The organism is Pseudomonas sp. PDM03, assembly GCF_014852385.1.
Lineage (GTDB): Bacteria > Pseudomonadota > Gammaproteobacteria > Pseudomonadales > Pseudomonadaceae > Aquipseudomonas > Aquipseudomonas migulae.
On sequence record NZ_JACVBM010000007.1, the window covers coordinates 105,594 to 124,448 of the forward strand.

Consider the following 18,855-nt stretch of genomic DNA (forward strand, 5'->3'; position numbering starts at 1 on the left):
CCCTTTGTAGGAGCCGGCTTGCCAGCGATGAGGCCCGAACAATCAACACAAATCCGTGACCCTAACTCCCGCTCTCAGTCCGCCGACTACTCACCTCGGCCGGCACATCATCCCCCGCCATGCGCTTGCGGAACAACGCCGCCCGCGCCAGCAGCAACGTGGTCACCGGCACCGTAATCGCCAACAGGATCGGGATCAGCCAGGCATGCAGCACCGGCCCGGACTTGAGCGCCGAAAAGTAGATGATCGACCCCAGCGCCACGCACCACGCACCCAATGTCGAGGCCAGCGCCGGCGGGTGCATGCGCTGGAAGTAATCCTTCATCCGCACCAGCCCGATCGCCCCGATCAGTGCAAAAACACTGCTGAGTACCAGAAGGATCGCCACCGGGATTTCCACCCACATAGACAGTTCAGCGTTCATTCGATCACCTCGCCACGCAGCAGGAATTTCGCCAGGGCAAACGAGCCGACGAAGCCGAACAGCGCGATCAGCAGCGCCGCTTCGAAGTACGTGTCACTGGCATAACGAATACCCAGTGTCAGCATCATCAGCATCGCGATGATGTACAGGTAATCCAGCGCCAGAACCCGGTCCTGCGCCGACGGCCCTTTGAACAGGCGGATCAGGGTCAGGACCATCGCCAGCGAAAAAATGAACAGGCTCAGCAGAACCGCATTCGACAGCAACGGGCTCATTCGAAAATCTCCATCAACGGGCGTTCGTAGGTCACCTTGAAATGCTCGATGAACAGCGCTTCGTCATCCAGATCGAAGACGTGCAGCAACAAAATGCTGCGGTCCAGCGCCAGTTCGGACCAGACCGTACCGGGCACCACCGTGCAGATCATCGCCAGTGCTGCCAGGCCGTTGGCGTCGCGCAAATCCAGCGGCACCTTGATGAATCGCGAGCGCGGCGGGCGCCGACCGGCGTTCAAGACACCCCAGGCCACAGCAAGGTTGGAGACCAGCACGTCGCGACCGACGATCAAGAACAAATGCAGAATCACACCGGGACGCCGAATGCGGATCGGCAGGGGGCGCAATTTGCGCATCATCAACGGCGCGCAAAACCCGAGCACGGCGCCCAGTAGCAGATTGCCGGGGCTTATCGACAGGTTCAGCACCAGCCACAACAACCACAGCGCCAGGGACAACCAAGGTGCAGGAAACAGACGCTTCATGGTTGCACCTCCGCGAGTGCGGCTTTGGCTTCCGGGCTTGGAACTGCGCGAGTCCCAAGCACCGCCATCACGTATTGCTGCGGATTGTTCAAGGCCTGTGCGGCGGCCTGGGTGTAACTCAGCAATGGCTCAGCCTTGAAGGTCAGCAGAATGCTAAGGCCCAACAGCCCGATGATCGGCACGCACTCGAGCCGTCGCAGCAAGGGTGATGGCCGTTCTTCAGGCGTCCAGAAACGCTGGATGCCCAGGCGCGAGAAGGCAATCAACGACGCCAGCCCGGAGAGAATCAGCAGCGCCAACAAACCCCACGCGGCGTTCGACACCGGTTCATCCGCGCCATTGCCCAGGCCCAGCGGGTTGAGCAGGGCGTGCAGTAAACCGAGTTTGCCGATGAAACCGGACAGCGGCGGCATGCCGATGATCAGCAACGCGCAAGCGATGAAGCTCAAGCCGAGAAAGGCCATGGTCCAGGGAATCACCTGGCCGACCACGGCTTTCTGTTCATCGTCGAGGTTGATGCCTTTGAGCGGTTGCAGGGGCTCCATCGGCCGCGCAATCAGGTCGGCGTCATCGAACAGTGGCATTTCGTTGGCCGAACGCGAACGTTCGATCAACTCGGCCAGCAGGAACAACGCGCTCAACGCCAGGGTCGAGCTGACGAGATAGAACAGCGCCGCGCCGATCAGGTTCGGCTGGGCGAAACCGATGGCCGACAGCAGAATCCCCGCCGACACCAGAATGCTCAGGCTGGCCATGCGCTCCAGACGTTGCGCGGCGAGGATCGCCACGGCGGCGCAGACGATGGTTGCCATGCCGCCGTAGATCAACCAGTCGCCGCCAAAATACGCCGACGCGCCGGCCTGACCGGAGAACAGCAAGGTCCACAGGCGCAGCAAGGTGTAGACGCCAACCTTGGTCATGATCGCGAACATCGCCGCCACCGGTGCGCTGGCCGAGGAATAGGCCGGCACCAGCCAGAAATTCAGCGGCCACATCCCGGCCTTGGCCAGGAACGCCACGGCGAGAATCGCCGCGCCGGCATGCAGCAAGCCGCGATCGGCTTCCGGCACCAGCGGAATTTTCAGCGCCAGGTCGGCCATGTTCAACGTGCCGGTAACGCCGTAGATCAGCGCCGCGCCAATCAGGAACAGCGACGAGGCCAGCAGGTTGATCGAGATGTAATGCAACCCCGACGACACCCGCGCCCGGCCCGAACCGTGGAGCATCAGGCCGTAAGATGCCGCCAGCAGCACCTCGAAAAACACGAACAGGTTGAACAGGTCCGCCGTCAGGAACGCGCCATACAAACCCATCATCTGGATCTGGAACAGCGCATGGAAACTCGAACCGGCGCCGTCCCATCTGGCCATCGCGAACAGCAGGGCGCTGACGCCGATGATCCCGGTCAGCACCAGCATCAGCGCGGACAGGCGATCGACCACCAGCACGATCCCGAACGGCACTTGCCAGTTGCCCGGCAGGTAGACGCCGATGGAGCCGGGCACGCCAGTGGTTTGCGTCCATTGCAGCAACAGCACGGCGATGCCCAACCCCAAGAGGCTGGAGAGCAGGTTGATTTTGGCCTTCAACGGGCGGTGCTTCTCGCCCAGCATCAGCATGATGGCTGCGGTCAGCAGCGGCAGCAGAATCGGCGCGGCGATCAGGTGCGTCATCGCATTCATTCTTTAGGCTCCCGGCCATCCACATGGTCGGTGCCGGTCAAGCCACGCGAAGCCAGCAACACGACGAGAAACAGCGCGGTCATGGCGAAGCTGATCACGATGGCGGTCAGCACCAGCGCTTGCGGCAGCGGGTCGGTGTAATGCAACAGGTCCTGAGGAACGCCATCCTTGATGATCGGCTCTTTGCCGATAAACAGGCTGCCCATGCTGAAGATGAACAGGTTGACGCCGTAGGACAGCAGGCACAGGCCCATGACCACCTGGAACGTCCGTGGCCGCAACACCAGCCAGACGCCGGACGCGGCCAGTACGCCGATGGCGATTGCGATGACTTCTTCCATCAGACGGCCTCCTTCATGGCAGCGGGTTTGGGCAGGGCAGCGGTCTTGTGACCCCGGACCGATTGGTGGGCGAGGGCGGTGAGGATCAACAGGGTCGAGCCGACTACTACCGAGTACACGCCGATGTCGAAGAACAGTGCGCTGGCAATGTGAATGTCGCCCAATACCGGCAGTTCGGCATGCCAGGTGTGGGTGGTCAGGAACGGATAACCGACCGCCATCGCCCCGAGCCCGGTGACCGTGGCGAACAGCAAACCGGTGCCCATCCAGCGCAGTGGGCGCAGGCTCATTTGTGCCTCGACCCACTGCGTGCCGGCGACCATGTATTGCAGGATGAACGCCACCGACATCACCAGCCCCGCGACAAACCCGCCGCCCGGCTGGTTGTGGCCGCGCATGAACAGGTAGATCGAGACCACGAACGCAATCGGCAACAGCATGCGCACCAGCACCGCCGGGACCATCATGAAACCGAGCGCGGTGTCGCTGGCGTGACGCGGGTTGACCAGATCGGTGACCACGTCGGGCGCGAGCAAGCGCTGTTGCGCCGGCAGTTGCAGGCTTTCTTTCGGCGGGCGGAAGCGTCGCAACAGCGCGAACACAGTCAGCGCCACGGCCACCAGCACGGTGATTTCGCCGAGGGTATCGAAGCCACGGAAGTCCACCAGCATTACGTTGACCACGTTGCTGCCGCCACCTTCCGGCAGGGCTCGGCTGAGGTAGAACGAGGAAATGTCGTTGGGCGTCTGGCGCGTCAACATTGCGTACGACAGCAGCGCCATGCCGCCCCCGACGGCGATCGACAGCAGCAAGTCGCGCAGACGCCGGATGCGTGCCTTGCGCAGGCTGCTCGGCAGCGGCGAGACTTCTTCGATCCGTCGCGGCAACCAACGCAGGCCCAGCAGGATCAGCACCGTGGTCACCACTTCAACCACCAGTTGCGTCAGCGCCAGGTCCGGCGCGGAGAACCAGACGAAGGTGACGCAGGTCATCAGTCCACAGACGCTGACCATGGTCAGTGCCGCGAGCCGGTGATACTTGGCTTGCCACGCCGCGCCGAGGGCACAGGCAATCGCCAGCAGCCACAAGGTCACGAACACGATCGAGCCCGGAATCTTCGGCCGGTCACCCCAGCTCAGGCTGCTGTGCAGCATCGGGATCAACCCGGCCAGCACGGCGGCGAGCACCATCAGGAACAGTTGGGTTTGCAGGCGTCTGGTGCTGATCCGTCGCTCCAGGCGACGGGCCAGGCGCATCATGATCACCAGGCTGCGCTCGAACAGGCGCTTGCCGTTGAACAGGCCAATCACCGGCGGGTATTTGAAGCGTCCGTGCTTGAACTGGTTGCGCAGCAGCAGGTAGAGCACGATGCCGCCGGACATGGCGATCAGACTCATGATCATCGGCGCGTTCCAGCCGTGCCAGATCGCCAGGCTGTATTCAGGCAGGGTGCCGCCAACGACGGGTAGGGCAGCGGCAGCCAGTAATGAACCGACCACTTGTGCCGGGAAAATCCCCACGATCAGGCAGGTGAACACCAGCAATTCCACCGGCGCACGCATCCAGCGCGGCGGTTCGTGCGGGGTGTGCGGCAGGTCGGTGGCGGTCGGGCCGAAGAACACATCAACCGTGAAGCGCAATGAATAGGCAACGCTGAACGTGCCGGCGATGGTCGCGACGATGGGCAGGGTCAACTCGATCCAGGCGGTCGCGTTGATGAATACGGTTTCGGCGAAGAACATCTCTTTCGACAGGAAACCGTTGAGCAGCGGCACGCCAGCCATCGAGGCACTGGCGACCATCGCCAACGTCGCGGTGAACGGAATCAGTTTGATCAGGCCGCTGAGCTTGCGAATGTCGCGTGTGCCGCTTTCGTGGTCGATGATCCCGGCGGCCATGAACAGCGACGCCTTGAAGGTGGCGTGGTTGAGGATGTGAAACACGGCGGCCACGGCAGCCAGCGGACTGTTCAGGCCCAGCAGCAGGGTGATCAGGCCGAGGTGGCTGATGGTCGAGTACGCGAGCAGGCCTTTAAGGTCGTTCTGGAACATCGCGCAGTACGCGCCAAGTAACAGGGTGCAGGCACCGGCGCCGCTGACGATGTAGAACCATTCTTCACTGCCGGACAACGACGGCCACAGCCGCGCCAGCAGAAACACCCCGGCCTTGACCATGGTCGCCGAGTGCAGATACGCAGAGACCGGTGTCGGCGCCGCCATCGCGTGGGGCAGCCAGAAGTGGAAGGGGAATTGTGCGCTTTTACTCAGGGCGCCGATCAGAATCAGGGGAAGCAGAACAGGGTAGAGGGCATGTGTGCGAATCAGATCGCCGGCGGCCAGGACCTTGTCCAGGTCATAGCTGCCGACCACATGGCCGAGCAGCATGACCCCCGCCAGCAAACACAAACCGCCTGCGCCGGTGACCATCAACGCCATATAGGCGCCGCGTCGCGCATCGGCGCGGTGGTGCCAGTAACCGATCAACAGGAATGAAAAGAGGCTGGTCAGTTCCCAGAAAAATACGATCTGGATCAGGTTGCCGGAAATCACCAGACCAAGCATGGCGCCCATGAACGCCAGGAAAAACGCGAAGAAGCGCGGCACCGGATCGTCCGGCGACATGTAGTAGCGAGCGTACAGCGACACCAGCGTGCCGATGCCCAGCACCAGCATCGAGAACAGCCAGGCAAACCCGTCCATGCGCAGAACGAAGTTCAGGCCGAGGCTGGGTAGCCAGAAAAATTCTTCGCGTATGACGCCGCCATCGGCGATCTGCGGGTACAGGAGTGCGACCTGGACGGTGCCTATGAGGGCAACGACGCCAGCCAACAAAGATTCAGTGTTACGCGCGTTGTGCGGCAGCACGGCTGCCAGACAGCTGCCGACAAAGGGCAGAAGCAGTAGAACTATCAGGGACATAGGCTTCTAATCTGCGGAAGTTTGTGAAGCATCATACGTGCCAGTCCCCGGATCACCAAACGGCAAGCTGTGGCAGAATCCTACAAGGTAGACGGAAAATGCCTGATTCACATTGTTTCAGAGGGCTGTGTTCAGCGGGGCTGGAGCCTTTGCGAGCGGGCTTGCTGTGGGCGGCGTTCCGACGATGGCGTACTTATGGCTGGCGTGTTTTTTTGATGGTGTACATATCCATTGCTGCGGTATCGGCCACTTATGGTTTCGCTTTTACAGCGAGTCACTTGGAAAAGCCCCAAGTAACCAAGGGCTCTTGCCCCTTTCGTTCGGTGCCTCGCCTAGGCTCGGCATGCCCTCGCTCCGGTCCTGCTCCGTGGGCCCGCCGCCATCGGCCATCCATGGCCGGGGGCGGCTAACCCGGCATCCTTGCCGGGTTGCACACTGCGCAGAACCTGCGCTTGGCCTCTCGAGGGGGCGCTCAGATCAAAAGCGGAAGGCGAGCTAACGCTCGGCCTGATGAGTGGTGAAAAGCAAAAGCAAACGCGATTCCCTGTAGGCGCGAGGCTTGCCCGCGAAAAACGACCGGATAACGCGTTCATTCAGGCAGCCCGCGTTATCGTTAACGTCCATCGCCGGCAAGCCAGCTACTACAAGGGAAATGCATATGCGTTTGGATAAATACGATCAACTGTAGGAGCCGGCTTGCTGGCGATGGCGTCCTTTCAGGCAATAGATGCCTTGATTGACCCACCACTATCATCGGAACGCCGCCCGCAGCAAGCCGGCTCCTACAGGAGGGATGTGTACATGGCGACCAGCAACACCGGAATATCGCAATCATTGTTGGTCATCGGGTTCATGCGTCACCTTCCGCTTGAGCGGCGTGCATGCCGTCAATAGAGGCCTGTACCCGTGAGCGCGGTGCCGATCATATGTTTGGCATGTTCCGGAGCGTCGAGCAGCGGGATGCGGGGCTGTACGGCAAAGAGGTGAAGGTCGACGTGGTCGCAAGGGGCGAAGACGATTTATCAGGCGCTTCAAATCTTGAGACTTACCTCTGAGTTTCGCGCTCCAACTCTTCCTCGACCGCAACTGCCTTACCCTTGGTCTTCAACTCACTCACAATCACCGCCGCCACAATCAACCCCGCGCCCACCAACGCAATCGCCGGCAACCGCTCCCCGGCGATTCGCCCGACGATTCCGGCCCACACCGGTTCACCGGCATAGATCAACGTCGCCCGGGTCGGAGAAACGCTCTTCTGCGCCCAGTTCATCGCCACCTGAATCGCCGCGCTCGCTGCGCCGAGGCCGAGGACGCTGCACAGCAATAACCATGAAAAGTCAGGAATGACTTCCTGAGTCGGCACCACCAGCAAGAACGACAACACCGAGGTGGTCGCCAATTGCACCACTGTCACGCGGCGCACATCGACCTGGCCGGCGTAGGTGCTGATCAGAATGATTTCCGCGGCAATCGCGATGGCGCTGATCAGCGTGGCGATTTCACCCGGACTGAAGTTGAACGAAGCGCCCGCCGGCCCCGACAGCAACATCAACCCGGTAAACGCCAGCATGATCCCGATGCTCGGCATCAACCCCGGACGCCGCCCCAGCACCAGCCATTGCAGCAGCGGCACGAAGGGTACGTACAGCGCGGTAATAAAGGCCGACTGACTGCTTGGAATGCTCTGCAACCCGACGGTCTGCAAGCCGTAGCCGAGCATGATCGCCACGCCGATAAAGGCGCCGGCCTTGAGTTCGAACAGGGTCATTTCCCGCAGATGACGCCAGGAGAACAGGGCGACGATGCACGCGGCGGCGGCAAAGCGCAGGCCGACGAAGAACATCGGGCCGCTGACGGTCATCGCGTGCTGCACCAGCAAGAAGGTCCCGCCCCAGACCATGGTGATCAGCACCAGCACGCACTCGGCCTTGCTGAATTTGCGGGAAGAAGCCGGGGAGGAATTCAACGACGTCATGACCTTGCGCGCTACCTGAGGGCGACGCACAATGCGCCGAATGTTGCGCAGTATACTGCCCAACCCCGATAAGTGAGCAATATAGTGCACAAAGATTCAACGCAGCGGGCTTCGGTCCTTCAGCACGTCAGCCTGAACGTTCGGCGCCTGCGCCACGCCGCTGACATGAGCCAGACCACGCTCGCCGAAAAGTCCGGGGTCAGCCGCCGGATGCTGGTGGCCATCGAGGCCGGCGAGAAGAACGTCAGCCTGACCACCCTCGACCGCGTGGCCGAAGCGCTGGACGTGGCCTTCAGCGACCTGATCCAGGCGCCGGACGCCCGCGACCCGAGCCGCATCAATGAAGTGGCCTGGGCCGGGGTGATTCCGGGCAGCAAAGCCGTGTTGTTGTCCAAAGCCACCGCCACCCGCGAGGTGGAACAGTGGGAGTGGTGCCTGCAACCGGGGGAGATTTATCCGTCGCAACCGGATGCAGAGGGTTGGAGCGAACAGATCTACGTGTTCGAAGGTTGCCTGACGCTGATGGTGCGCGACACGCCGCATAACATCGGCGCGGGGGAGTTTTTCATGTTCGCCAGCAACCAGCCTCATTCCTATCGCAACGATGGGGAAGTGGCGACGCGATTTGTGCGAAATGTGGTGATCTGATTTCGGATACCGCTCATCTGAAATGATGCGCTACCTGTTATTTATGACAGTAGGCGGTCGGGGTGATTGTTCTTTAAATATCGTTCAGTGCGTTGTCCTCGTGACTTGGCCTGACTGCCGGGTGGGGTTTGCCCGATCGTCCACTGAACGGAATTGGATAAATGGCTCTATTACCAAAGCTCCAAATGAAAGAGGCTGTAGGTGGGGTGATTAAACTTGCAGATGTTCCGGCGGATGGCGCTACGGCCCTCATTCCTGTGCCTGACAATAATTTTCCCCGTGAAGATGTCAGCGTGTTTATTGAGCGTCAGGAGTATCTGCTGAAGCTCGGCGTGCCGACCGATGGCTATTATCAAGTAAAAGTACCAAAAAGTACTTTGCTTGATCATGTAGGGCCGAACAAACAGTTCAAATACATCATCTGGTATGCCGAGGCCGGAGACCTCTCTGATTCAATAAATTACGATATCTTGCGTTCTTGATTGAGCGGAATAACAAAGCGCTCGACCTCTACCAAAGGGTCGAGCGTTTTGCTGTCAGAAGTGTTTGTCGAGCAACAGTAAATCCACAGATTGTCTCGCTTCATTTAGTTAAGTCATTGAGGTTTTGCCGGTAACGTACTGATTAATAAAGATTAAAAATATTGGCACGACTTCTGTAGAGGTGTTTGGGTATTCACCTGACGCTGGAGTCGCGTAATGACAATCTCAGCCCAACCCCCTCGCACCGTCCACGTCATCCATTCGGATGCCGAGGCAATCGCCGTCGCTCACAAACTCGCTGCACGCTTCGCCATCGAGGCCAGCGTGCGTGATCGCGAGCGCCGCTTGCCGGTCGCCGAGCTCGACGAGTTTTCCGCCAGCGGCCTCTGGGGCATCACCGTTCCCAAGGCTTACGGTGGCGCCGGCGTTTCCTACGTGACCGTCGCCGAGGTGATCAAGATCATTTCCGCCGCCGACTCTTCCCTTGGCCAGATCCCGCAAAACCACCTCGGCGTGCTCGACATCCTGCTGCAAACCGCCACCGAAGAGCAGAAGCGCTACTACTTCGGCAAAGTCCTGCAGGGTTACCGCTTCGGCAACGCGTTCTCCGAGTCCAAAAGCAAAAACGCCGGGGCCTTTGAAACCCGCATTCGTTTCGATAAAGACACCGCGCAGATCGACGGCGAGAAGTTTTACTGCACCGGCGCGCTGTTCGCGCACATCGTCCCGGCGGTGGCGGTCAACGAGCAGAACCAGGCGTTCATCGCGTTCATCGAGCGCGACAATCCCGGCCTGACCGTGATCGACAGTTGGGACGGTTTTGGCCAGCGCACCACCGCCAGCGGCGGCGTCACGTTGAATGCGGTTAAGGTGCCGTTGAACGCGGTGATCCCGGCTCACAAAGCGTTCGACGAACCCACTGCCGACGGCCCGATTTCACAGATCATTCAAGCCGCAGTGGACACTGGCATCGCCGTCGGCGCGCTGGAAGAAACCAAGCGCTACGCCCGTGAATCCCGACCATGGATCGACAGCGGACACGACCACGGCTGGCAGGACCCGTTCAGCATCGCCGCCATCGGCGACCTCGAATGGCGGGTCCACGGCACCGAAGCGATCCTCAAGAAAGCCGGGCAAGCCATCGATGCGGCGTTGCTCAACCCCAACGAAGACACGGTGGCCCACGCGTCGGTGGTGGTTGCCCAGGCCAAAGTTCTCTCGGCGGAAATCGCGCTGCTCGCCAGCAGCAAACTTTTCGAACTGGCCGGCACCCGCTCGGTGCTCGGCAAGTACAACCTCGACCGCCACTGGCGCAACGCCCGCACGCATACGCTGCACGATCCGGCACGCTGGAAATACCACCTGATCGGCAACTACCTGCTCAACGGCGTCAAGCCTGCGCGCCACGCCTGGAACTGAGGAGTCCACCATGAATGCCTTGACCCAACCGATTGCTGCCGGGCAACCCCTGGCCAAAAGTCAGCACGACTTGCACAACGCGCGCAGTTTGCTCGATACGACCTTGCGCTTCGTTCGTCAGCAGAGCAAAACCACGGACGATCCGTTTGTCATCAGTCGCTTCGGCGATGTGCACATCCGCATCGAAGTTGCCGCCGCGCTGCTCGAGCGTGCGGAAGAATTCTTGAATAGCCATGAAGACGCCACTGAGGTCAGCGTCGCCATTGCCGAGTCTCACCTTGCCAGTGCCGAGGCGCTGAGCGCGGTCAGCGATGCTGAATTCGAACTGAGTGGGCAACGCACTGTGTTGCCTGGATCTCTGCAGGATCCGTTGCGCTGGAAGCTTCACCTTATTGGCAATTTTCGACTGAATGGCATTCATCCGGCGAAGATTGCGTAAGTCACGGATGCTCGTGATGAGTTCAGCAATTTGCTGCTTATCGACCTCACGCCTGTCGCAATGACAGGCGTCTCCGTGTTGGATATTTCGCGCCGCGTAGTGATCTGACCACAACTCACCGTTTGTCCAATTTCCCCTCAGACCTGTTATTTGTGACAGTAGACAGACAGTTGTCACCAGCCTTAAATGATGACTCAGTGCAATGGGTGTGCTGAACAGTGGGAGATTTCAGCCAAGAGCTGCGAAACCATTGTTGATTATCTTAAGAGGATTGACAAAATGGCACAGTATCTAGCAGCACCTAAAGTAACGGTCTTGAGGAAGGAGAAATTTTATAAGGTTGTCACGTCTCCCTGTTTTAACAGAATGACTAAGTCAGGGGATGAAATTGCAATTTATTTCGATACAATCTCGGGGAACGTTAATGTCGGCCATCGCATAGTTGAAAATGATGGTGACGGATTAAGCGTTAAACTTCCTTGGAACTCCAAGGACCTCCCTGCCACCGTGATTTTCTTTGCTACTCTGGCCAGAGGGGACGAAAAAAACGAGACTGAAGGTGCGATCGTGCCACGTGCTTCTTCTTAACACTATAAAAGCCTTCACGATGAGTGCTCTTTCCCGTTGAGGTTCTGAGCACTTTTAAATAGAAGTGTTGCTCTACAAACAGTAGTCGAACAATTTGTATTATTGAATGGTTCGATATCTCGTGTGGATCTCCCTCAAGTATAGAAACTAAGCGCCTCGTAGTTTTTGGCCTGACTTGTGCATTAAGACTCCTATATCCATCTGGAGCCTTAGTGTCATGTCGATCACCTTTGCCAGCCCCCGGCTATATCCTCTTCTTATTAACGCGGTTTTCAGGAGTATTGCCTGATGCCTCGTGAAATCCGCCTCAACGCTTTCGACATGAACTGCGTCGGTCACCAGTCCCCCGGTTTGTGGGCGCACCCACGGGACCGCTCATGGCAGTACAAAGACCTCGAATACTGGACCGACCTGGCGAAAATTCTCGAGCGCGGCAAGTTCGACGGATTGTTCATCGCCGACGTGCTCGGCATCTACGACGTCTACAACGGCAACGGTGAGGCCGCGATCCGTCAGGCGGCGCAGGTGCCGGTCAACGATCCGTTGCAACTGATCCCGCCGATGGCGCTAGTCACCGAGCATCTGGGTTTCGGCCTGACCGCGTCGCTGTCGTTTGAGCATCCGTATCCGTTCGCCCGCCGTCTATCGACCCTTGATCACCTGACCAAGGGCCGCGCAGGCTGGAACATCGTCACCTCGTATCTGGAAAGCGGCGCGAAGAACCTCGGGCAGAAAAACCAGACTGAACACGACGCCCGCTACGACTTCGCCGAAGAGTACCTGGAGGTTTGCTACAAACTCTGGGAAGGCAGTTGGGAAGAGGGCGCGATCCTGCGGGATCGCGAGCGTCGGATTTTCAGTGATCCGAGCAAAATCCACGAGATCCAGCACGTCGGCAAACACTTCCAGGTGCCGGGCATTCACCTCTGCGAACCTTCACCGCAACGCACGCCCGTGCTGTACCAGGCCGGTGCATCGAGCCGTGGCAAGCAGTTCGCCGCTGAACATGCCGAATGCGTGTTTGTGGCGGCGCCGTCGAAAGTGCTGCTGAAAAAGACCGTGGCCGACATCCGTCGTCGCGCCGCCGAGGCCGGGCGCGATCCGTCGAAGATCCTGATCTTCAACTTGCAAACGGTGATCCTCGGTGAGACCGATGCCAAGGCCAAAGCCAAGTTTGAGGAATACAAAACCTGGGTCAGCTACGAAGGTGCGATGGCATTGATTTCGGGCTGGACCGGGATCGATTTCAGTCAGTTCAAACCGAATGAACCGCTCAAGCATGTGCACACCAACGCCATCCAATCGGCGGTGGAAGCGTTCTCCACGGCCGATCCGAACAAGGTCTGGACGCCGAATGAACTGGCGGACTGGGTCGGGATTGGCGGGTTTGGTCCGCTGTTTGTCGGCAGCCCCGAAACGGTTGCCGATCTTTTGCAGGAGTGGGTTGAAGAGACCGATGTGGACGGCTTCAACCTGGCCTATGCGCTGACGCACGAAACCTTTATCGACGCCGTGGAACTGCTGGTGCCGGAGTTGCAGAAGCGTGGGGTCTACAAGACCGAGTACGCACCGGGGACCTTGCGCGAGAAGTTGTTCGGGGAGGGCGCGCGGTTGCCGGATATTCATCCGGGCGCGGGGTATCGGGATTTGGCGGGGTTGCGGCAGCAGGATAAGAAAGTGGTGTCGGCGTAGACGCCATCGCCGGCAAGCCGGCTCCTACAGGATTCGTGTTGTGGATGATATTTGCAGACAACACAAAACCCTGTGGGAGCGAGCCTGCTCGCGAAGGGGCCGGTACATCCAGCATTGATGTCGGCTGTCACACCGCCATCGCCGGCAAGCCGGCTCCTACAGGATTCGTGTTGTGGATGATATTTGCAGACAACACGAAACCCTGTGGGAGCGAGCCTGCTCGCGAAGGGGCCGGTACATCCAGCATTGATGTCGGCTGTCACACCGCCATCGCCAGCAAGCCGGCTCCTACAGGGTTTTGTGGCGTGCACAAATATCACCAACGACACGAACCCTGTAGGAGCGAGCCTGCTCGCGAAGGGGCCGGTACATCCAGCATTGATGTCGGCTGTCACGCCGCTATCGCCGGCAAGCCGGCTCCTACAGGGGATGGTGGTGATTTAGAGATTTTGGCCCAGCGGACCACCGCACGCTTTTGCCCATGAACAGGAGGTCAACCCATGAGCGTGCATGAACTCAAACGTCCGCCCCTCGCGGACACCGCCGAGTGGCGGGTCGAGCTGCCCACGGCGCTGGAGCAATTGCGTCACTGGGCGCAGGTCAGTCCGTTGCAACCGGCGCTGCGTCACAAGCGCCATGGCCAGTGGTTTGTCTGGCGCTGGATCGATGCCCTGCGCGATGTCGAGCGTTTGGCCGACGGCTTGCGCCAGCAAGGTTTTACCGAAGATTCGCGCCTGGCCCTCAGCGGTGCGTTCGAACCGAATCTGTTACTGCTGGCCCTGGCCGCACAACACATCGGCGGGCAGTTGCTGACCCTGCCGGACAACCTCGACCCCGAATCCCTGCACAAAATCCTTTGGCGCAGCGGGCCCACGCACGCCTTCGTTCAAGGCCGGCAGACCCGGCAACTGTGGCTCAATCAGGGCCAAACGCTGCTGAACTTCAACGAGCTGCTTGGCCCTGTCGACACTCCGCAGCGCCTCAACCGTTGGCGCCAGAACGCGCAACTGTGGAGCGAAGAGGGTACGCAATGGCAGGCCGGCCTGACGGTGTTGCTTGAGCAATGGCTGAGCAGCGGCCAATCCCTGGCTTTCCCGGAAAGCCCCGGCAGTGCCAGTCGCGACCGTCGTGAGGTGGCGCCTTCGGGGCTGCTGCTGTCGGCCGAGCGCCTGCAACTGCTGGCCGAGGAAATCGACAGTCGCCTCGCCGCACAAGGCACCTGGCGTCGACGTCTTTGCGAGTGGGCCATCGCTCACCCGGAAAAAGGCCTGCAACGCCTGATCAAGAACCGCGTTCGGCGACTGCTCGGTTTTCACAACCTGCATTACATCTGGCAGGCCACGCGCACGCCTGAGGTGAAAGCCGCGCCAACCTGGCTGACTGAATTCAAACGGGACATCGCATGACTTCGACCGATTCCATCCTGCAAGTCAGCGGCATTTCCCTGTCCTTCAAAGGCGTGAAAGCGATCAACGAGCTGTCCTTCGACGTGCGTCGGGGCGAGATCTGCGCGCTGATCGGCCCCAACGGCGCGGGCAAGAGTTCGCTGCTCAACGTGCTGAACGGCGTGTACCGCTTCGACGCCGGTTCGATTGTCTTCGAGCAACAGCCGTTCAAACGCATCGACCCGTTGACCGCTGCGCGCCGAGGCATTGGCCGCACGTTCCAGAACAACGCGTTGTTCAAGAAAATGAGCGTGATCGACAACATCCTCACCGGCCTGTCGCGGCACTTGCGCAGCAGCTTCATCGAACAGGCACTCAACCTGCCGCGAGCACGCCGCGAGGCCGAAGCCTTCCGCCAACAAGCCCAGGGCATTCTCGAATTCCTGGAGCTGCAGGCGCATCGCGATGTGCCGGTGGGCAATCTGTCCTACGGCCTGCAAAAACGCGTAGAGCTCGGCCGTGCCTTGATCGCCGGCCCGCGCCTGTTGCTGCTGGATGAGCCGATGGCCGGAATGAACGCCGAAGAGAAACAGGAAATGGCCCGTTTCATCGCCGACATCAACCGCGACCTCGGCACCACAGTGGTGTTGATCGAGCACGACATGAGCGTGGTTATGGGCCTGTCCGACCACGTGGTGGTCCTCGATTACGGGCGCAAGGTCGGCGATGGCACGCCAGCCGAAGTGCAGGCGGATCCTGAAGTGATCGCGGCGTATCTGGGAGTGGTGCACTGATGACGTTCTTCTTCGAAACCCTGCTCGGCGGCTTGCTCGCCGGCACCATGTATTCGCTGGTCGCCATCGGCTTCGTGCTGATCTACAAGGCCAGCGGCGTGTTCAATTTTGCCCAGGGCGCGATGCTGTTGTTTGCCGCACTGACCTTCGTCAGCCTGCACGATCAGGGCGTGCCGTTTGCCCTGGCGTTGTTGCTGACTGTGGTGGTGATGATCATCGGCGCGTTGCTGATCGAACGGCTGGTGCTGCGGCCATTGGTCAATCGCTCGCAGATCACCTTGTTCATGGCCACGCTTGGGCTGTCCTTCATCATCGAAGGCCTGGCACAAGGCTTGATGGGCTCGCAAGTGCGGGCGCTGGACTTAGGGATAGACGACGTGCCGGTGTTCATCGGCGGGATGATGGTCAGCCAGTTCGACCTGATCGCCGCGGCGGCGGCCATTGTGCTGGTGACGGTGTTGGCGTTGTTGTTCAACAAGACCCGCATCGGCGTGTCGTTGCGGGCGGTGGCGGATGACACCACCGCCGCGTTGTCGATTGGCATCAACCTCAACCGGATCTGGCAGATCGTCTGGGCCGTCGCAGGCATTGTCGGATTAGTCGCGGGTTTGCTCTGGGGCGCACGCCAAGGTGTGCAGTTTTCCTTGTCGCTGGTGGTGCTCAAGGCTCTGCCGGTCTTGATCATCGGCGGGTTCACTTCGATTGGCGGGGCGATTGTCGGCGGGCTGATTGTCGGCGCGGCGGAGAACCTCGCCGAGGTCTACGTCGGTCCGCTGATCGGCGGCGGCATCACCCCGTGGTTCGCCTATGTCCTGGCCCTGGCCTTCCTGTACATCCGTCCCGCCGGCCTGTTTGGCGAGCGCGCCATCGAGCGAGTCTGAACCCATGTCGATTTCCCTTGCCCGCGAAACCGCGCCGTCGGTGTTGATCCGGCGTCGTCTCCCGTTTGGACTGCTTGGCCTGTTATTGATCGCCTTCGTGGTCGTGCCGCTGACCGGCAACGACTATTGGCTGAACGCAATCCTGATCCCGTTTCTGGTGCTGTCCCTGGCCGGGCTCGGCCTGAATCTGCTTACCGGATACACCGGCCAGACTTCGGTCGGCGCGGCCGGGTTCATGGCGGTCGGGGCGTTTGCCACGTATGGATTTTTGCTGCGCTTGCCTGAACTGGGCTTGCCCGTCGCGTTGCTCGGCGGCGGGTTGATCAGCGCGGTGGTGGGGTTTGTTTTCGGCCTGCCGAGTTCGCGGATCAAAGGCTTTTACCTGATGGTCACCACGCTGGCGGCGCAGTTTTTCCTGGAGTGGCTGTTCGTCAAATTCCCCTGGTTCTACAACTACGGATCGTCCGGGACTATTTCCGCACCGAAACTGGCGCTGTTCGGTCACGACCTGAACACGCCGCTCGGTCGCTATCTGCTGACCCTGACCACTGTGCTGTTGCTGACCTGGGTGGCGGTGAACCTGGTGAAAAGCCAGATCGGCCGCAACTGGATGGCGATCCGCGACATGGACACCGCCGCAGCGGTAATCGGCATTCCGGTGGTGCGCTACAAACACCTGGCGTTCGCCGTCAGTTCGTTCTACCTCGGCATCGCCGGCGCGCTGTGGGCCTTCGCCTACCTGGGCACCGCCAGCGCCAGCAGTTTCGATATCAACCGGTCGTTCCAGATCCTGTTCATCATCATTATCGGCGGCATGGGCAGCATCGCCGGCAACTTCGTCGGTGCGGCGTTCATCAGCCTGTTGCCGATCCTGCTCAGTCACGCCGGGCAAGCATTGTTCGGTGGTTCGGTGGACGCCGGGCAGTTGCAGAACCTGCAAAAAATCATCTTCGGCGTGCTGATCATCCTGTTCCTGATCAAGGAACCGGAAGGCCTGATCCGCCTGCTGGGCAACCTTCGTGAACGGCTGAGTCACTGGCCGCTGCGCTTCTGAATCCTTTCCATTATTAGATAGAGAGAAAACATGCGTGCATCCTTGAAACGTTCGTTGGTTGGCGCCGCTTTGACGCTGGCCGTTTTCAGCAGTGCAGTGCCGGTGGTCCAGGCCTCGGCGGACCAGCAATTCTTCCCGTTGGCCACCTATCGCGTCGGCGCCTACGCCTCCAGCGGTGTGCAGGTGTGGGCCGGGATGCTCGATTACCTGAACTACATCAACGATGTGGAAGGCGGAATCAACGGCGTCAAACTGGTGTGGCAGGAATGCGAAACCGAGTGGACGGCGGAGAAGGGCATCGAGTGCTATGAGCGCTTCAAGAAAGGCCTGGATGGTGCGCCGGTGGCGATCTATTCACCCAACGGTGCGCCGGCGGCCTATGCGCTGAGCGAGCGCGCGGAAGTCGACAAGATCCCGCTGATTACCCTCGGCTACGGGCGCACCGAAGCCACCGACGGCACGGTGTTCCCGTACAACTTCCCGGTGATGCTGACCTTCTACAGCGAGGCATCGAGCCTGATCAATTACATCGCTCAGCGCGAGGGCGGTTTCGACAAACTCAAGGGCAAGAAGATTGCCACGGTCTATCACGACTCCGCTTATGGCCGGGAAACCCTCGGTCCATTGAAGCTGTTGGCGGAGAAATACGGTTTCGAGAACATCCAGATTCCGGTGGCCGATCCGGGTAACGAACAATCGGCGCAATGGCGGCAGATTCGCCAGGTCAACCCGGACTGGGTGTTCCTGCGCACCTGGGGCGTGTCGACGCCGGTCGCCGTGAAAACCGCCGCACGATTTGGCTTCCCGGTGGATCACATCGTCGGCGACATCTGGGCCAGTTCCAGCGAAGACGTCTTGCCTGCAGGCGCCGCCGCGAAGGGTTATCTGGCGCTGACGCCATACCCCGCTGGCGCTGATTTCGAGATCCACAAACGCCTCAAGCAATTCATCCTCGACAAGGGCAAGAGCGACCTCAAGGACCTGAAGAATTTCGGCAGCGTCTACTACAACTCCGGGCTGGTGAATGCCGCTGTCATGGTGGAGGCGATCCGAACTGCGCAAGGAAAATTCGGCAAGCGTCCGCTGAACGGCGAAGAAGGCCGCTGGGGTCTGGAACACCTGAACATCGACGATGCGCGGCTCAAGGACATGGGTTATTTCGGCCTGATGCAAAACCTCAAATTGTCCTGCAAGGACCACGAGGGCGGCGGTTCGGCGCGGGTTCAGCAGTGGGACGGTGCGAACTGGACGCTGATCAGCGACTGGATCGCCGCCGACCGCGCCTTGCTGCGGCCGTTGATCGATGAAAAATCCGCCGCGTTCGCCAAGGAAAAAAACCTGACGCCACGCACTTGCACCGGGGATGAATAAAC

General features: G+C 60.1%; 18 protein-coding genes. 11 read left to right on the forward strand and 7 right to left on the reverse strand.

Annotation, left to right across the window (positions count from 1 at the left end):
- Positions 1-61: 61 nt before the first annotated feature.
- The 7 genes from IB254_RS12880 to IB254_RS12910 form a co-directional block, all read right to left on the reverse strand.
- Positions 62-424, reverse strand: a complete 363-nt coding sequence (locus IB254_RS12880; RefSeq protein ID WP_192417532.1) for a Na+/H+ antiporter subunit G — start codon at positions 422-424, stop codon at positions 62-64.
- Positions 421-699 carry a K+/H+ antiporter subunit F gene (locus IB254_RS12885; RefSeq protein ID WP_008029179.1) on the reverse strand — a complete coding sequence of 93 codons (279 nt, stop codon included), beginning with the start codon at positions 697-699 and terminating at the stop codon, positions 421-423. Before IB254_RS12885 ends, IB254_RS12880 begins: the two co-directional genes overlap by 4 nt.
- Positions 696-1,184, reverse strand: a complete 489-nt coding sequence (locus IB254_RS12890) for a Na+/H+ antiporter subunit E (protein ID WP_192417533.1) — start codon at positions 1,182-1,184, stop codon at positions 696-698. Before IB254_RS12890 ends, IB254_RS12885 begins: the two co-directional genes overlap by 4 nt.
- A complete protein-coding gene (locus IB254_RS12895) occupies positions 1,181-2,866 on the reverse strand; it encodes a monovalent cation/H+ antiporter subunit D (RefSeq protein WP_192417534.1) in 1,686 nt (561 codons plus the stop codon). The genes IB254_RS12890 and IB254_RS12895 overlap by 4 nt, the downstream gene beginning before the upstream one ends.
- Positions 2,863-3,207: a Na+/H+ antiporter subunit C gene (locus tag IB254_RS12900; RefSeq protein ID WP_003202835.1), complete on the reverse strand. Its 345-nt coding sequence runs from the start codon at positions 3,205-3,207 to the stop codon at positions 2,863-2,865. Before IB254_RS12900 ends, IB254_RS12895 begins: the two co-directional genes overlap by 4 nt.
- Positions 3,207-6,125 (reverse strand): monovalent cation/H+ antiporter subunit A, encoded by a 2,919-nt coding sequence (locus IB254_RS12905; RefSeq protein WP_192417535.1) that lies wholly within the window; start codon positions 6,123-6,125, stop codon positions 3,207-3,209. The genes IB254_RS12900 and IB254_RS12905 overlap by 1 nt, the downstream gene beginning before the upstream one ends.
- A gap of 1,045 nt (positions 6,126-7,170) precedes the next feature.
- Complete coding sequence (locus IB254_RS12910; RefSeq protein ID WP_192417536.1) at positions 7,171-8,190, reverse strand: DMT family transporter; 1,020 nt, start codon at positions 8,188-8,190, stop codon at positions 7,171-7,173.
- Here IB254_RS12910 and IB254_RS12915 point away from each other — a divergent pair.
- The 11 genes from IB254_RS12915 to IB254_RS12965 all read left to right on the forward strand — a co-directional run bounded on the left by IB254_RS12915 (position 8,185) and on the right by IB254_RS12965 (position 18,853).
- Positions 8,185-8,748, forward strand: coding sequence for a helix-turn-helix domain-containing protein (locus IB254_RS12915; RefSeq protein ID WP_192417537.1), 564 nt, complete (start codon positions 8,185-8,187; stop codon positions 8,746-8,748). The genes IB254_RS12910 and IB254_RS12915 overlap by 6 nt on opposite strands.
- Positions 8,749-8,909: 161 nt before the next feature.
- Entirely contained in the window at positions 8,910-9,230 is a 321-nt protein-coding gene (locus IB254_RS12920; RefSeq protein ID WP_192417538.1) for a hypothetical protein, read from the forward strand.
- Between the two features lie 216 nt (positions 9,231-9,446).
- A complete protein-coding gene (locus IB254_RS12925) occupies positions 9,447-10,649 on the forward strand; it encodes an SfnB family sulfur acquisition oxidoreductase (protein ID WP_192417539.1) in 1,203 nt (400 codons plus the stop codon).
- A gap of 10 nt (positions 10,650-10,659) precedes the next feature.
- Entirely contained in the window at positions 10,660-11,088 is a 429-nt protein-coding gene (locus IB254_RS12930) for an acyl-CoA dehydrogenase (protein WP_192417540.1), read from the forward strand.
- Positions 11,089-11,367: 279 nt separating this feature from the next.
- Positions 11,368-11,676, forward strand: coding sequence for a hypothetical protein (locus IB254_RS12935; protein ID WP_192417541.1), 309 nt, complete (start codon positions 11,368-11,370; stop codon positions 11,674-11,676).
- A 288-nt stretch (positions 11,677-11,964) separates the two neighbouring features.
- Positions 11,965-13,368, forward strand: a complete 1,404-nt coding sequence (locus IB254_RS12940; RefSeq protein ID WP_192417542.1) for an LLM class flavin-dependent oxidoreductase — start codon at positions 11,965-11,967, stop codon at positions 13,366-13,368.
- A 500-nt stretch (positions 13,369-13,868) separates the two neighbouring features.
- Positions 13,869-14,774 carry an AMP-binding protein gene (locus IB254_RS12945; protein WP_192417543.1) on the forward strand — a complete coding sequence of 302 codons (906 nt, stop codon included), beginning with the start codon at positions 13,869-13,871 and terminating at the stop codon, positions 14,772-14,774.
- The gene (locus tag IB254_RS12950) at positions 14,771-15,547 is read left to right on the forward strand and encodes an ABC transporter ATP-binding protein (protein WP_192417544.1); all 777 of its coding nucleotides are present in this window, start codon (positions 14,771-14,773) and stop codon (positions 15,545-15,547) included. The genes IB254_RS12945 and IB254_RS12950 overlap by 4 nt, the downstream gene beginning before the upstream one ends.
- On the forward strand, positions 15,547-16,428 hold the full coding sequence (locus tag IB254_RS12955; RefSeq protein ID WP_008043195.1) for a branched-chain amino acid ABC transporter permease: 882 nt from the start codon (positions 15,547-15,549) through the stop codon (positions 16,426-16,428). Before IB254_RS12950 ends, IB254_RS12955 begins: the two co-directional genes overlap by 1 nt.
- A 4-nt stretch (positions 16,429-16,432) precedes the next feature.
- On the forward strand, positions 16,433-17,482 hold the full coding sequence (locus IB254_RS12960) for a branched-chain amino acid ABC transporter permease (RefSeq protein ID WP_192417545.1): 1,050 nt from the start codon (positions 16,433-16,435) through the stop codon (positions 17,480-17,482).
- Between the two features lie 30 nt (positions 17,483-17,512).
- Positions 17,513-18,853 (forward strand): ABC transporter substrate-binding protein, encoded by a 1,341-nt coding sequence (locus IB254_RS12965; RefSeq protein WP_008029213.1) that lies wholly within the window; start codon positions 17,513-17,515, stop codon positions 18,851-18,853.
- Positions 18,854-18,855 lie beyond the last annotated feature (2 nt).